This window comes from Salifodinibacter halophilus (assembly GCA_012999515.1).
In the GTDB taxonomy this organism is placed as follows: domain Bacteria; phylum Pseudomonadota; class Gammaproteobacteria; order Nevskiales; family Salinisphaeraceae; genus Salifodinibacter; species Salifodinibacter halophilus.
The window spans coordinates 951,004-966,097 of the sequence record JABEEB010000001.1 but is presented as its reverse complement, the minus strand read 5'-3'; the positions used below and the strand labels follow the sequence as shown (position 1 = coordinate 966,097).

Annotated in this window: 12 protein-coding genes and 1 tRNA gene; 5 read left to right on the top strand and 8 right to left on the bottom strand. The window is 58.8% G+C overall.

Going from position 1 to position 15,094, the window contains the following annotated elements:
- Nucleotides 1-49 precede the first annotated feature (49 nt).
- From HKX41_04365 to HKX41_04355, 3 genes are read left to right on the top strand one after another with little or no spacing between them, the layout of a single operon-like run.
- Nucleotides 50-1,069 carry an ABC transporter permease gene (locus tag HKX41_04365; protein ID NNC23387.1) on the top strand — a complete coding sequence of 340 codons (1,020 nt, stop codon included), beginning with the start codon at nt 50-52 and terminating at the stop codon, nt 1,067-1,069.
- A gap of 5 nt (nt 1,070-1,074) precedes the next feature.
- Entirely contained in the window at nt 1,075-3,123 is a 2,049-nt protein-coding gene (locus tag HKX41_04360; protein ID NNC23386.1) for a dipeptide/oligopeptide/nickel ABC transporter permease/ATP-binding protein, read from the top strand.
- An 8-nt stretch (nt 3,124-3,131) separates the two neighbouring features.
- Entirely contained in the window at nt 3,132-4,484 is a 1,353-nt protein-coding gene (locus HKX41_04355; protein ID NNC23385.1) for an ABC transporter ATP-binding protein, read from the top strand.
- A gap of 7 nt (nt 4,485-4,491) precedes the next feature.
- On the opposite strand, the gene HKX41_04350 is transcribed toward HKX41_04355, so the two are convergent.
- The 6 genes from HKX41_04350 to rpsU form a co-directional block, all read right to left on the bottom strand.
- Nucleotides 4,492-5,598, bottom strand: a complete 1,107-nt coding sequence (locus HKX41_04350) for a M24 family metallopeptidase (GenBank protein NNC23384.1) — start codon at nt 5,596-5,598, stop codon at nt 4,492-4,494.
- A 424-nt stretch (nt 5,599-6,022) separates the two neighbouring features.
- Nucleotides 6,023-6,099 (bottom strand) — tRNA-Ile (locus tag HKX41_04345).
- 54 nt (nt 6,100-6,153) lie between these two features.
- A complete protein-coding gene (gene rpoD, locus HKX41_04340) occupies nt 6,154-7,953 on the bottom strand; it encodes an RNA polymerase sigma factor RpoD (GenBank protein ID NNC23383.1) in 1,800 nt (599 codons plus the stop codon).
- Between the two features lie 172 nt (nt 7,954-8,125).
- A complete protein-coding gene (locus HKX41_04335) occupies nt 8,126-9,907 on the bottom strand; it encodes a DNA primase (GenBank protein ID NNC23382.1) in 1,782 nt (593 codons plus the stop codon).
- Between the two features lie 54 nt (nt 9,908-9,961).
- On the bottom strand, nt 9,962-10,405 hold the full coding sequence (locus HKX41_04330) for a GatB/YqeY domain-containing protein (GenBank protein NNC23381.1): 444 nt from the start codon (nt 10,403-10,405) through the stop codon (nt 9,962-9,964).
- Between the two features lie 39 nt (nt 10,406-10,444).
- Nucleotides 10,445-10,660, bottom strand: coding sequence for a 30S ribosomal protein S21 (gene rpsU / locus HKX41_04325; protein NNC23380.1), 216 nt, complete (start codon nt 10,658-10,660; stop codon nt 10,445-10,447).
- A gap of 558 nt (nt 10,661-11,218) precedes the next feature.
- Here rpsU and HKX41_04320 point away from each other — a divergent pair.
- Together HKX41_04320 and tsaD are read left to right on the top strand one after the other, a co-directional pair.
- A complete protein-coding gene (locus HKX41_04320) occupies nt 11,219-12,193 on the top strand; it encodes a sugar-binding transcriptional regulator (GenBank protein NNC23379.1) in 975 nt (324 codons plus the stop codon).
- 45 nt (nt 12,194-12,238) lie between these two features.
- Entirely contained in the window at nt 12,239-13,258 is a 1,020-nt protein-coding gene (gene tsaD / locus HKX41_04315) for a tRNA (adenosine(37)-N6)-threonylcarbamoyltransferase complex transferase subunit TsaD (protein ID NNC23378.1), read from the top strand.
- Here tsaD and HKX41_04310 read toward each other — a convergent pair.
- Both HKX41_04310 and tal read right to left on the bottom strand, forming a co-directional pair.
- The gene (locus HKX41_04310; protein NNC23377.1) at nt 13,243-14,010 is read right to left on the bottom strand and encodes a glucose 1-dehydrogenase; all 768 of its coding nucleotides are present in this window, start codon (nt 14,008-14,010) and stop codon (nt 13,243-13,245) included. The two genes, tsaD and HKX41_04310, sit on opposite strands and share 16 nt — an antisense overlap.
- Nucleotides 14,011-14,023: 13 nt before the next feature.
- Entirely contained in the window at nt 14,024-14,998 is a 975-nt protein-coding gene (gene tal, locus HKX41_04305; protein ID NNC23376.1) for a transaldolase, read from the bottom strand.
- Nucleotides 14,999-15,094: the final 96 nt, after the last annotated feature.

Sequence of the window (15,094 nt, the reverse complement as noted above, 5' to 3'; positions counted from 1 at the left end):
AATGTGTATCTATGTGTCGTCAACAGGTTGATAGCAACAGGCTGGTTATATGAGGCGTGGCACGCTCGGTCATTATCTGCTCATCCGGTTTCTACTAAGCATCCCGATGGTGCTGATCCTGCTGACGTTGGTATTTATGTTGCTGCATGCAACGCCGGGGGACCCGGTCACGGCCACTGTTGGCTCGCGTCTGCCGCCCGATGAAATCGCCGCCCGAAAACAGGCGCTTGGGCTCGATCAGCCCCTTTACATGCAATATCTGGACTATTTGGGCCAAGCGTTGCAAGGCAATTTTGGTCAGGCGGTTACTGATCGGCGCAGCGTGCTCCAAATCGTGGGCGACACTGCACCGGCAACCATGGAGTTGGTGATCGCATCCATGATTGTGGCGGTCATTGTCGGCATTAGCGTGGGGGCTTTGGCTGGCCGATTACGTGATACAGCATTCGATATCGGTGGTCGCTTTTTCGGTATTTTGATCTATGCGACGCCCTTATTTTGGTCGGCACTTTTAGCTCAGCTTTATTTTTCCGCCAATTTGCATTGGTTGCCGAGTAGCGGCCGAATTGGTGGTTTTTATATACCGGAGCATATAACTGGTTTTTACACTATCGACTCGCTTATCACCGGTAACTGGCAGGCACTAAGCAGCACCTTGTCGCATTTGGCATTGCCAGCCATCACACTTGGTTTGCTGGTGGGCGGCGTGTTCGTGCGTCTGGTGCGCGTCAATATGCTGCAGAGTCTGCGCTCGGACTATATTGAAGCGGCACGTGCGCGGGGGATACCGGAGCGCAACGTTGTTTACCGACATGCATTCAAGAATGCCTTGATTCCGGTCATTACAATCATGGGGCTACAGTTTGCCCTGATGATCGGCAATGCCACCTTAACCGAGACGATATTTTCCTGGCCGGGGTTGGCACGAGCCATGGTTAATTTCATCGGCGCGCGCGATTACGCGGCTGTACAGGGCATTGTGACTTTCATTGCCCTGATTGTTGTCGGCGTTTCACTGTTGATCGATGTCATCAACGCGTTCATCGACCCGCGCGTGCGTTACTCGTAACCCATATGGTTGAACCAACGTTGCCCGAAGACGTCCCCCAAAAAAGTGAATACGGTTATCTGCGGTCTCGGCTACGCCATTATGCTAAACCGTTTCGCCAGGCAAGCCGCACTTCCCGCGTATTGGTCTTTTCCGGACTGGCGATACTGATTTTCTTCATTCTGGTGGCCATGGTTGGCCCGTCGCTATATGACTTCGGCGCCACCCAATATCGAGTGCAAACATCGCCGGGGCAGTTCCAGGGGATTGAACAACTAGCGCCATCCTCGGTGACCCATCCGATGGGTACGACCCGTGATGGTTTCGATGTGATGGCCCGGGTGATCGGCGGCGCCAAGCTGGCGCTGATCGTCATGGCACTGGCGGTGAGTATTGCCATGGTGATTGGCGTGACCGTCGGCTTGGCGAGTGGCTACCGTGGCGGGCCGATTGATCGCGTGCTGGTCACGGTGATGGATGCGATATATGCATTCCCGCCACTGGTGTTGGCGATCATTATTTCTTTTCTTTTGGCTGCTTTTATTTCGCCAGGCATATTTTCTGCTTCGGCCGCTGTTGGTTTGGTCTACATCCCGCAGTATTTTCGCGTCGTTCGTAACCAGACCTTAGCTGTCAAACAGGAAACGTTTGTTGAGGCAGCGCGATCTCTGGGTGCGCGCAGCCGGACGATATTGTCACGTTATGTGTTTTTTAACGTCGTGCACACGGTGCCCGTGATCCTGACCCTGAATGCGGCCGATGCGATCCTGACGCTTGCCGCCCTCGGTTTTCTTGGTTACGGCGTGCAACCGCCGACGCCGGAGTGGGGATACGATATTTCGCATGCCATCACCGACGTCTCGTCCGGTATTTGGTGGACTGCATTCTGGCCGGGGTTGGCGATTGTGATTTTGGTCACTGGTTTGACCCTGATTGGTGAAGGTTTGAATGACGTCATCAATCCCTTGCTTCGCGCCCGTGGAGCTTCAGGGCCACGTCTACCCACGCGCTCGCGGCGACAAGGTGGCCAACCTGCTTCTTCAAGCCAAGAGGCTGGCGAATCGGGGAGCGTATCGGTACAGGATTTATCTGTCGGCTATCGCACACCGGATGGGCCTGTCTGGGCGGTCGACGGTATCTCTTTCGAGATACAGCCGGGCGAGAGCCTGGGCTTGGTCGGTGAATCTGGATGCGGTAAATCCACGCTTGGGCGAGCGCTCATGCAGTTATTGCCACCGGGCGCGGGCGCTTACGGCAGCGTGCGTGTGGGTGGTGATGAACTGATTGGCAAAAGCGAGCGGTTATTGCGCCAACAACGCGGCGAAGATATCTCCATGATCTTCCAAGAGCCGATGACCCGGCTTAATCCGTTGATGCGCGTTGGTGACCACTTTGTGGAGATGATTCGTACCCATCGTTCTGGGATTTCCAGAAAGCAAGCGCGAGCAATGGCACAAGAAGCGTTGTCGCAGATGGGCGTTCCTCCCACGCGTGTCGATAATTATCCGTACGAGTTTTCCGGCGGCATGCGACAGCGGGTCATGATTGCGCTGGGGATCGTGCTGAGTCCGAAGCTTTTGGTCGCCGATGAGCCGACAACGTCGCTTGATGTCATCGTTGAATCACAAATTTTGGATACGCTCGGTGCACTACGCGATACACAACATGCGGGTCTGCTGGTTATAAGCCATAACCTGGGGGTTATCGCTGAAACCTGCGATCGGGTAGCGGTGATGTATGCCGGGCGGATCATTGAAACAGGTCCGGTCGATCAGATCTTCGCCGATCCCAAACACCCCTATACGCGCGGTCTCCTGGCCTCGACCGTCTCGCTGGAGACGACCGAGCTCCACTCCATTCCGGGCTATCCGCCCGACCTGCTTGAGCCACCGCGCGGCTGCCGTTTCGCTGCGCGTTGCCCCTACGTCATGCCTCATTGTCACGATGCGGATCCCGCATTGACGGACGTTGGCCCCGCCCAGCAAGCTGCATGCTTTTTATATCCGGGCGCTGGGCAAGCGGTTCCGGACAACATCACAGTGCCAAGCGGCGAACCACAGAAGGTGGGGGTATGAGCGCGCCAATGGAAACCTCGGCTCAGGTAGAACAGCCCGATGACAATCAGGCTTTGTTGGCTGTCAAAAACCTGAAAACCCATTTCCCCGTGCGCGGCGCTTTGTCTCAAGACAGTGCAGTGAAAGCCGTTGATGGTGTTAGCTTCGAGGTTGCACCGGGGGAGGTGTTCGGCCTGGTTGGTGAGTCTGGCTCGGGTAAATCCACCCTGGGTCGGACTTTGGTCAATCTGATTGGTGCAACGTCCGGTGAGCTGGTTTATCGAGGTATCGATTTGACCCGGCAAACGGAGCGGACGATGCAGCCGTTGCGACGCGAATTGTCGGTCATTTTTCAGGATCCGAATGCCTCGCTCAATCCCGCGATGACCATTGCCGATGGCGTCGGCCATCCGCTGCGTATCCATGGTCTTGCCAAAACGCGCGACGAGATGCGACGCGAGGTCGCAGTCATGTTGGAGCGCGTTGGCTTATCGCCGCCCGAATCGTTTCTTGATCGGTATCCGGATGAGCTATCCGGCGGTCAGAAACAGCGCTTGGTTATCGCCCGCGCCCTGATTACACGTCCGCGCTTGGTTATTGCTGATGAGCCGGTGGCGGCCCTGGATATGAGCGTTCGCGCACGTGTGCTCGAACTCATGCTTGAGTTAAAGGCCGAGCTCAACCTTACTTACATCCTGATTACGCATGATCTGGCAACGGCGCGCTTTATGTGCGATCGCATGGGGATCCTGTATCTCGGCAAAGCCGTCGAGCAGGGTGAGTCAAAACAACTATTCGACAATCCCAAACATCCTTATACACGTGCGCTATTAGATGCGATCCCGCTGCCGGAAGCTGGCCGCCGTGGTCGCGAGAAAACACTGCCGCGTGGCGAGATCCCCGATGCCGTACGGCCACCGGCCGGTTGTCGTTTCCACCCACGCTGTGCGCGTGCTTTCGAAGTGTGTGGCTGGGAAGGCCATGATTTGATCGAAGCCATCGAGGCCCGTTGGACTGATATCGATGCCGAGTTGCGAAATGACGAACAGCGTCTGCTTGGGCGTCTGACCAATGCGCAGGTCCAGCGCGAATACGTTCGCTTTGCCTGCCCCGATGCCGAGGGCCTCGAACAGTGGCTGCGTGACATAGGGCCGTCACTACCCAGTCGTGTTTTCACTGGGATTAGCGAAATACGCGCTGAAAAAGATGGCTTGACCGTCTTGTTTCGTGCCGCGCCGGAACCAAGCATGCAGGATGTGTCAGGTCGTCATGTCGCCTGCCACCTGCATGGTGTACGAGCGCTAGATGATGGCGATCATGTGGGCGAGCAAGATTGGACGGCACTGGCCAGAGAATGGCCGCCGGTCAACGAGGGCGATTGATCTGCAGCTAAGTGTTGGCGCGATATGCGTCGCGCGGCAATGCGGAAAAGATCTCGGGCCTGTTGTCGCCGAGATAAACGACCTCTTCTAAACGTATACCCATCTGACCCGGGATGTATATGCCTGGCTCAATGGAAAACACCATACCGGGGGTCAGAATCGTTTCGGCGGTTGTGCTCAGATAGGGCATTTCGTGCAGGTCCAATCCCAGGCCATGGCCTGTGCGTGTCGTGAAGTATTGGCCGTAGCCGGCTTCTTCGATCACGTCGCGAGCCGCGGTATCGACCACCCGGGCTTCGACACCAGGGCGGGCGGCGGCCAGGGCGGCTGTCACCGCATTCTCGACAATCTGGTGGAGCTTCAAATACTCGGTTGATGGTTCGCCGGCAACAGCCATACGCGTCATGTCGCTCGGATAGCCGTTGTAGATACCGCCGATGTCGATTACGACCGGGTCGCCGGCCGCCAATGCTCGGTTACTGGTTTCGTGATGCGGATAGGAGCCGTTGGCGCCGCTGCCGATAATGTCGAAAGCAGGGGTGGCGCCGTGATCCAGGTAAAGGCGATGGACTGCGGCTGCGATCTGGCGCTCGGTGGTGCCCGGCTGGACGAGGTCGAAGGCGGTCTGCATGGCCGTGTCGTTAATACGGGCACTGGCCATCAGGCCGCTGTGCTCCTCGGCATCTTTGGTGATGCGCAGGGGGCCGAGCGCTGCGTGGGCGAAGCGGCGCTGAACGCCGGGCAATGCATCCAGAGCGAGTAGGGCGTGATCCGCACGAAGGGTTTCGTCAATGGCAACCGTTTTGGCCGAAGCCGCATCGACATCGGCCAAAACATGGGTGAGAGCTTTGGACGGGCCGTCGCCGTCATGCCATCGGTACAGCGTGATATCGGTCTGTGCCGCCACATCCTCGGCGTTCAGTGCCGGCATGAGAAACGCCTCGGACTTGCGGCTGATGAAAAGCAGGCATGGCCGTTCGTCCGCGTGTGGCGCGAAATCGAGAAGCCAGCGCATGTGTGAGCCAGGGCCGAGTACCAAAAGATCGACCTCGATTGTCGCCATCTGGTTTCGCAAGGCGCAAAATCGTTCGGTTGTTCGGGTATCTGTCGCCATAGCCGGTTCATCTTTGAAGATGCTCATAGAATAAGGCTGCTCGGGCCATAGGTCGAGCGGTGAGCTGGCATTGTCTAAGAAGTGGGCCGTTTGCTTGCCCGACATTCCGGTGTGCGGCGTGTTGATCATCGTCGGGGATTGGTGGGGAGGGGGCAGCCCAGGGGCGTGATTTCAAGCAGTTATGCCGCTATGGATGCCCGGTTCAGACGAGTGGTTAGCCGAGTTGCTACGCGCGGAGCAACAATTATGTTCGCGATAGCTTTAAGGAGTCAGTGCGGCGGCACGTGGCCGTTGGTGACAGCATGGCGCAGCGATCCTGTCTTGGATAGGGCGCCACACAGTGGGTGTTGCCGCAACCAATGTGTACACTGGGCTGCGTTTGGCCAATCGCCTTGCAAGCGGTCAGGCAATGCCTTGATTTTATTGGTGGGCCCCCGGGGACTTGAACCCCGAACCTACAGATTATGAGTCTGGTGCTCTGACCGGTTGAGCTAGAGGCCCTGCAGTTGTCCTGCCGCGTCGGCCGCTAAAAGCGGCCGACGGCACGGAGTGATATTACTCTTCGAGAAAGCTTTTCAGGAACGTCGCACGCGACGGATGACGCAGTTTCCGCAGCGCCTTGGCTTCGATCTGACGAATACGCTCACGGGTCACGTCAAACTGTCGCCCGACTTCCTCGAGCGTGTGATCCGTGTTCATATCGATGCCGAAGCGCAATCGGAGCACTTTGGCTTCGCGCGGTGTCAGGCTACCCAGCGTGTTGTGGGTGGCTTCCTTGAGCGACTCACCGGAGGCCGAGTCATCGGGTGCGACCGCGTTGGCGTCTTCGATGAAGTCACCGAGATACGAATCCTCGTCGTCGCCAATCGGTGTCTCCATGGAGATCGGTTCCTTGGCGATCTTCAGGACTTTCCGCACCTTGTCTTCGGGCATCTCCATGCGCTCGGCGAGTTCTTCGGGCTGCGGCTCGCGGCCCATTTCCTGAAGCATCTGGCGCGAGATCCGGTTCAGTTTGTTGATGGTCTCGATCATGTGAACCGGGATGCGAATGGTGCGCGCCTGGTCGGCGATCGAGCGGGTGATCGCTTGGCGTATCCACCATGTAGCATAAGTCGAGAACTTATAGCCACGCCGATATTCGAACTTGTCCACGGCCTTCATCAGGCCGATGTTGCCTTCCTGGATGAGGTCGAGGAATTGCAGCCCGCGGTTGGTGTATTTCTTGGCGATCGAGATCACCAGTCGCAGGTTGGCCTCAACCATTTCCTTTTTGGCGCGGCGTGCTTTGGCTTCGCCGATCGACATCTGGCGGTTGATTTCCTTGATGTCGCTGATATACAGCCCGTTCTCGGCTTCGATGCGGCGTGCGTCGGCCTGAATCGCATCGAGTTCTTCGCGTCGCGCTCCGATCCGAGCGGAATAGTTACGTTTGGCGCGGATCAGTTTGTCCAGCCACTCGCTTTTCGTCAGGTTATCCGGCAGTTGGCGCACGAATTCCTTGCGTGGCATGCCTGAATCCGTCACACAAGCTTTGAGCATCCCGCGTTCATCGGCGCGGATATCGAGCATCACGGTGCGCAATTGCAGCGTGATGTCGTCGGCGGTTTTCGGTACCAGCTTGAAGCGTGTGAAGTGGTAAGCCAGCCGATAGAGCGCGGTTTCAGTCTGTGGATCCTCGCGGCCTTTGCGCTGGAGGTAGTCCATAGCCTGTTGGTAGAAGCCACGAAGCGCTTCGAACTGGGCGGAGATTTCTTCGGAATCCGGGCCGCCGCTGCTCGATTCGCTGTCAGTTTCGTCGTTTTCCTCGCTTTCGTCCTTGCCGTCATCCACCGGATCGCCGGTTTCCGGGTCGACGAAGCCGACCAAAATGTCGCTGATGCGCTTGTCACCGGCCTGGACTTGATCCCATAACTCGATGAGTCGTCCAGCGGTGGCTGGAAAGTAGGCCAACGAGAACATCATGTCGTTGATGCCTTCCTCGATGCGCTTGGCGATGCGGATTTCACCATCGCGGTCGAGGAGTTCCACCGATCCCATTTCGCGCATGTACATGCGCACCGGGTCGGTGGTTCGACCGTGCTGCGGGTCGAGCGCGGCCAGCGTGGCCGCGGCTTCTTCGGCAGCGTCGTCGTCTTCGCTGACTGCGCTGCCCGACATGAACAAGTTGTCATCATCCGGTGCCTGCTCGTACACCGTGATGCCCATGTCACTGATCATGTTGACGATATCTTCGATTTGCTCGGGATCGACGATATCGTCGGGCAGAGTGTCGTTGACCTCGGCGTAGGTCAGAAAACCTTTCTGCTTGCCGTGGGCAATGAGTAGACGAAGCTGTGACTTTTTATCCTTACTCATAAAACCTCGGGACGTCGGCGGATGCGGCGGGGGCGCTGTCCATTGAAACTGGGCAGATTAACCCGCCATACTAGCAAAATATGCGTTTGTACGTGCTGTGTGCGGCGAATCGATGGCCATTGCTGCCGGGCTATACGCTATAGATCGTATGAGTCGATACATCAAAAATAGCCTATTGCTCGGCCAGTTTGCGGCTAATTTCAACAAGTTCGGTAGCTGCCTCATTGTCAAGCGACTGCTCGGCCTGTTGGGCGAGTAGCTCCCGATAGCGTGTTCGCAGTGCATGCTCGTTCCCGGATTGCGGCATCAACCGGCGGACGGCTTCGGCGAACTCCTGGGCCCGGGCGCTGCGATCCCCGGGGGGCGTATCCGCCGCAAGTTGTTGCAAGCGATCAAAATAGCGCTGGTCGCGGTGGCGCTCGATCCAAGCCGCTAAGGAAATAGTAGGGTTAGCGGCAAAAAATTCAACCGCATCGGCCAGCACAGACACCCCGGGCGTTTCGGTTTCGCGCAGTGCAGCGGGTTCGGCGATGCTTGTTGCCAGCTCCGGATCTGCAAGCAGTCGCGTCAATGCGCGCGTGACTGTTGTTTTCTCGATCGCGCCGCGCTGTGCGTCGGATGTTGCCGCATTGGATCGGCGGTCGGCGTCACTGTTCGTTTTGGCATTGGAGCGTGGCTCGGTTGTATAGCGCTCGCGTAATGCCTCGTCGCTGTGGCCCGATAGCCGTGCGATTTCCCGCAGTAATTCGTCCCGGAATGTATCGTTGGGCAGCGCGTTGATCGGTGCACGCGCATGTTCGAGTAACTGTGTGCGGCCTTCGATCGAGTCCAGATCGACATTTGCGGTCAAGCGCGCTAGAAGCAAGCTCGATGCGCTCTCGGCTGACTCGATCTGGCGTTGAAACGCTGCCGAGCCGCCGTCGCTTGTCACTAACGAGGCCGGGTCTTCACCCGCCGGCACGAACAAAAACCGCGCGCGCCGTGTGCCGCGCAGGGCGGGCAAACAGCATGTTAGCGCCTTGTCCGCGGCACGCTGGCCGGCAGTGTCACCATCGAAACAGAACACTACTTCTTCGGTGTAGTGGAACAACTGGCGAATGTGGGATTCGGTCGTGGCTGTGCCCAAGGTGGCCACGGCGTTGTCGAAACCGTGTTCGGCTAGGGCGACCACATCCATATAGCCTTCGACGACCAGCACCTGATCGAGCGTACGGTTCGCTTGGCGCGCCTCGAATAAGCCGTAGAGTTGGTCCGATTTGTGAAAAACCGGTGTTTCCGGCGAGTTTAGATATTTGGCGCGGTCTTCGCCGAGTGTGCGGCCGCCAAAGGCGACTACGCGCCCACGCCGGTCCCGAATCGGGAACATGAGCCGGTTGCGAAACCGGTCGAATACGCCGCGGCCGTGGTCACGTTCAATAACCAATCCGGCTTCCAGAGCCGTTGTTGTGTCGTGTAGCCGCTCGCCGAGCGGCTGACCACTACCGGGGGCGTAGCCAAGACCGAATCGTTTAGCAGTCGCGCCACTGATGCCGCGCTGTTTTAAATAGTCAATGGCGGGTGTGTGCTGCCGTAGGCAGTGCTGGTAGTAGCGATCGGCATCGGCCAATGTGTCGTACAGTGGCTGACGTGAGGCTCCGGTGTCGGCGCTAGCGTCGCCGTCGCGTGGGACCTCCATGCCGTGTTCAGCGGCCAGCACCTCGATCGCGTCGGGAAATTCGAGCCGCTCGTATTCCATGACGAAGCCGATAGCGGTGCCGTGGGCGCCACAGCCAAAACAATGATAGAACTGCTTGCTGGGCACAACCGTGAAAGACGGCGTTTTTTCGTCATGGAACGGGCAGCGCGCGGTAAATTCGTTGCCGGCCCGCTTTAGATCGAGTCGCCTGCCGACGATATCGGTGATGTCGGCGCGTTCGAGCAGGTTGTCAATAAACGTTTGCGGAATGCGCGCCACGGGATCACCCGGTTATTATGCGGCGCTGCGAACGCGTGGTCGGGCCGCGAATGGTCAGCCAGCGAGGCGCGCCTTAACGCGTGTGCTGACCTCGCCGAGATCGGCACGCCCTTGCAGGCTGGGTTTTAGCACCGCCATGACCGAGCCCATGTCGCGCATCGACTCGGCACCGGTTTCGTTAATGACGCGCTCAATTTCGGCGTCGATTTCGGCTTCGCCGAGTTGCGAGGGCAGATAGCCCTGCAAAACCTCGGCCTCGGCGGCTTCGGCGTCGGCCAGATCCTGGCGATCCGCATCGCGGTACTGGGCCTCAGCGTCGCGACGCTTTTTGACCATCTTTTCGATCGCACCGACCGTGGCCGTGTCGTCGAGTGCACCTTCGTCGATCTCGCGCTGTTTAAGCTCCGACTGCGCCATGCGAATCACGCCCATCCGCGCCTTATCGCGGGCGCGCATGGCTTCTTTTAAATCGGTGGCGAGTTGGTCCTGGATCGACATGCGGATTGTGACGCCGAGTTGTGTTTAGCCGAGTTCGAGTCAGTAGGGGCGACTGAAGCGTTGATTTTCGCGCTGCACCTTCTTGGCGTGGCGCTTGACCGCCGCCGCGTGTTTACGCTTGCGGATATCGCAGGGCTTTTCGTAGTACTCGCGGCGCCGGACTTCCGTGACCACGCCAGCTTTTTCACAACTGCGCTTGAAACGTCGCAGTGCGACTTCGAAGGGTTCGTTATCCTTGACTCGTACGCTCGGCATTCAGTATCCCGTTGGCTTGAATTCGTTGGGCGCAGCGTATAAAACGCAGCACTGAGGTAATCGAATAGTATACGCCTATGATCGGAACACGGCAAAGCGATTCGGTGTCTATCTAGCTCCGATACGCCCATGCCGGTAACGAGGGGCTTTTTACACTATCGACAGCGAGGCGGTGACGCGTGTTCGAATGCCGAGCCCAAGGGCGGAAGGCCGCTCATGGTGGCGGTTGCGTGCGGTACGCCATGGCCATAGTGTGCTATCGGAGCGCGCCAGTCGACTCCATCATGCTGCAGGTGGCCGCCGGCCACCGTCTAGCGCATAAGGCCATGTCACTGATGGAGCCAGGCGTTGCTGGGTTGGATGCGGTATTTAGCGTTTGTCGCATCAGTCATATCATCAGTTACCATCACATTACATGTGTAGTTTTATGTTTCGATCGCAGTGTGTGGCGATGCAGTTACGGATCGTGCGACCCGCGGCTGAGCGTAATCGACGCGTCGGCGCCGGTGTGGGCGAATCCGAGCTAGGCAATGATGCCAAAATCGGCAGGGACCGGGCATGACTAACGAGTCACAAGTCAGTGCAGAACCCACGTGGCCAGTGGATCCCAATTTGCAGACCGAGACACGGGTCGCCTGGTATTACTACGTCGGTAATCTGACCCAGCAACAGATTGCCGATCGGCTGGGCACCAGCCGTGTGCGGATCAATAGGTTGCTGGCCGCGTGCCGGGAATCCGGTGTGGTACAGGTCAGCATCAACAGCAACCTGTCTAACTGTGTGGCACTGGAGCAGACGTTGGCCGAGCGCTATGGGCTGCGTGGCGCTGTAGTGGTGCCGACGCCCGAGGATGAACAGCGCCTGCGGGAGGCAATTGGCGTTGGTGCGGGCAATTATCTTAACGAGGTGATAGCGCCTGGCAACACCGTCGCACTTGGCTGGGGGCGGACATTAGTCAATACTTGGCGGGCCATGCGGGCGCGCACGGATCACGCGCTTTCTGTCGTCTCGATGCTTGGCGGTCTGGCCCATTGTCCGCGCCTGAATACATTCGAGATCACCTATGGGTTCGCCGAACGATTAGGAGCCGAGTGTCATTATCTGGCCGCCCCCATCTACGCGAGCAGCCGTGAAGAACGCGATCTGTTTCTGGCGCATGAGACAACCCGCTACACGCTCGACAAGGCCCGGGGTGCCGATGTTGCCGTTTTGACGGCCGGCGATCTCGACGAATCACTGGTCGTCAAATACGCGTTGACCGAAAAAAACGTAGGCACGCTCAAGGACGCGGGTGCGGTGGGGGATGTGCTTGGCCACTTCATCGATGCCGATGGCAACTTGGTGGATCACGAGCTCAACAAGCGCACCGTGGCTTTGAAGCCGGATGATCTTGCCGCCGCTGGCAATGTGGTCCTGGTGGCGGGGGGCACCTCCAAGGCCACAGTGACTCGGGCTGCATTGGTTGGTGGCTATATCGATGTTCTGGTCACGGATGAAGCCGGCGCCGAGAAGCTAACCCAGGATTACGCATAAAACGTTTGCGCGTACCTCTACCCACCTGACTCAAGCCATGACCTCATCTTGATCCTCGGTATTGAAAGCTCCTGCGACGAAAGTGCCGCGGCATTGTTCGACGACACGCGCGGCCTCGTGGCACATGCGGTGCACAGCCAGGTCGCCGTGCACGCTGATTACGGCGGTGTCGTGCCCGAGCTGGCCTCCCGCGATCACGCTCGAAAACTGACCCCCTTGATCGAACGTGTGCGCGGCGAGGCTGATGATCCGCCGCTTACCGGTATCGCCTACACACGTGGGCCGGGGCTGGTCGGTGCACTGCTGGTCGGCGCCTCGATCGCGGTGGGCTTAGGCGAGAGCCATGGATTGCCGATACTCGGTGTTCATCACATGGAAGGCCATCTGTTGTCACCGCTGCTGGAAGATGGTGCACCGGCATTTCCCTACGTCGCCCTGCTTGTCTCGGGCGGCCATACGCTACTGGTGTATGTAGCCGGCGTCGGCGAGTATCAACTGTTGGGCCGTAGCGTCGACGACGCGGTGGGCGAGGCCTTTGACAAGACAGCCAAATTGCTGGGGTTGGGGTATCCGGGTGGCCCGGCGGTTTCTGAAGCCGCCGCCCGTGGCGATCCGACGGCCTATGATTTTCCACGGCCGATGACCCGGAAACCAGGGCTGGATTTTTCATTTTCCGGCTTGAAAACGGCGGTCAAACTCGCGGCTGGCGATACGCCGTCCGGCAAAGCCCGCGACGATATTGCGGCCAGCTTTCAGGCCGCCGTGGTTGAGACTTTGACGGTTAAATGCCGGCGGGCGTTGGCAGCTAGTAGTGCGACGCGGTTGGTCGTAGCGGGCGGCGTTGGCGCCAATCGGCATTTGCGTCGCTCACTTGGCGACTGTGCAACTGCCGACGGCTTCGAGGTTTTCTATCCGCGCCCGGCATTTTGTACCGATAACGCAGCTATGATTGCTTATGCTGGTTATCGTCGACGTCGCGAAATGCGCCAAGGCAACGGCGTAATCGATGCCTTGGCGCGCTGGCCGTTGACCGATCTAGCGCCGCCGGTTTACCAGAGTGTGTAGCCACCGTCGAAGACCAGTTCGGTGCCGGTCATGAAACTCGAGGCATCGCTGGCCAGATAGACAATAGTGGGCCCGAGTTCTTCCGGGGTTGCAGCCCGTTGCATCGGTGCATCGTCGATCCAGCGCGGTTTGAAATCGGGGTGGTCGACTTCGGCCATCTCGGTGCGCACGTAGCCCGGTGCCAAGGCGTTGACCCGGATGCCGTACGGCGCCCATTCGGCAGCTAGCGATTTGGTCAGTTGATGCACGGCTGCCTTGGAGGCGTTGTAAGCCGGCTGCATCTGGGGCCGGTTAACGATCAGCGCCGAGATCGAGCCGATGTTGATGATGGCCCCTTTGCCGCGATCCGCCATCCGACGTCCGGTGGCCTGGGCGCAATACCATAGCCCGTGCACGTTGACGTCGAAGACTTCGCGCCACTTGTCCGGGGTGACGTCCAGCGCCGCGCCGTGAAAACACACGCCAGCGTTATTGACGAGGATATCCACGGGGCCCAGCGATTGCTCGACCGCATCGAGCAGGCCATCCGGTGTATCGGGATCGCTGATATCGGCCTGAAAGCCGGCCGCGCGGCCACCGGCATGTTCGATGGCGTCGGCTACCGCCTGTGCCTTGTCGAGTCGCCGGGCCGCAATCGCCACCGCCGCACCGGCTTCGGCCAGCGCGTGTGCCAATGCTTCGCCGATGCCGCCGTTGCCGCCGGTGACAATGGCCGTTTTACCGGTCAGGTCGAACTGGTTGATGACGCTCATTCGAATCTCTCTTTCAGCCTGCGACCGCTGGCGTCGAGCGTTGCTCGATACGACGTTCGAGCTCGGCTTGATCAGCATCGAATTTACGGATGCCTTCAGCCAGTTTATCGATCGCCATCGGATCCTGGTTGTGCTGCCAGCGGAAGCCGGCCTCGTCGAGTGGTGTTGGTTTGGGCTCGGGACTGCCGGCGGCGGCGAACTGTGCGGTGAGTCTGCCGTCGTCGGAGGCGAGTTCATCGAGCAGTGCCGGGGAGATGGTCAGGCGGTCGCAGCCGGCTAGCGCCACAATTTGGTCGGAGTTTCGGAAGCTGGCACCCATAACGACCGTGTTGTAGCCATAACGGTTGCGGTCGTCCACCACGTTGCGTACGAAAGCCACGCCGGGGTCGTCGTCGGGATCGAAGCCGTCAACGCCGCGTGCCTGCTTGTACCAGTCGGTTACGCGCCCGACGAACGGCGAGATCAGAAAAACGCCGGCTTCGAAGCAGGCCCGTGCCTGGGCTTCGGAGAACAAGAGTGTGAGGTTGCAGTTGATGCCTTCGGCTTCGAGTGTCTCGGCGGCGCGGATACCGGCCCAGGTCGCAGCCAGTTTGATTAGGATCCGGTCGCGGTTGATGCCGCGCTGCGCGTAGAGATCGACTAGTTTGCGGGCCTTGGCAATACTAGCGGCCTCATCGAAAGATAGCCGCGCGGCGACTTCCGTGGAGACGCGGCCGGGAATCGCCTGCGCAATGCCGCTGCCGACCGCGACGGACAGGCAATCGACGGCGTGCTCGGCTTCGCTTTCGCCGTCGCGCCGGCTGTACTCGCCGGCGTTGGCCAGCGTCTGGTCGATTAGGTCTTGATAGCCTGGCAAGTCGAAGGCTTTTAAAAGCAGCGACGGGTTGGTCGTCGAATCGACTGGTTGATAGGTGCGGATAGCGTCCAGGTCGCCAGTATCCGCAACTACGGTGGAGAGTTCCTTAAGAGCGTCGAGTCGGGTAGGCACGGCAGATCACCTCGTAGAGACAAGTGTTTCGAACAATATAGCGTCGATGTTACTAGTTACATTGTTCTTAACATTTTTTCCAAATTTATCACATAT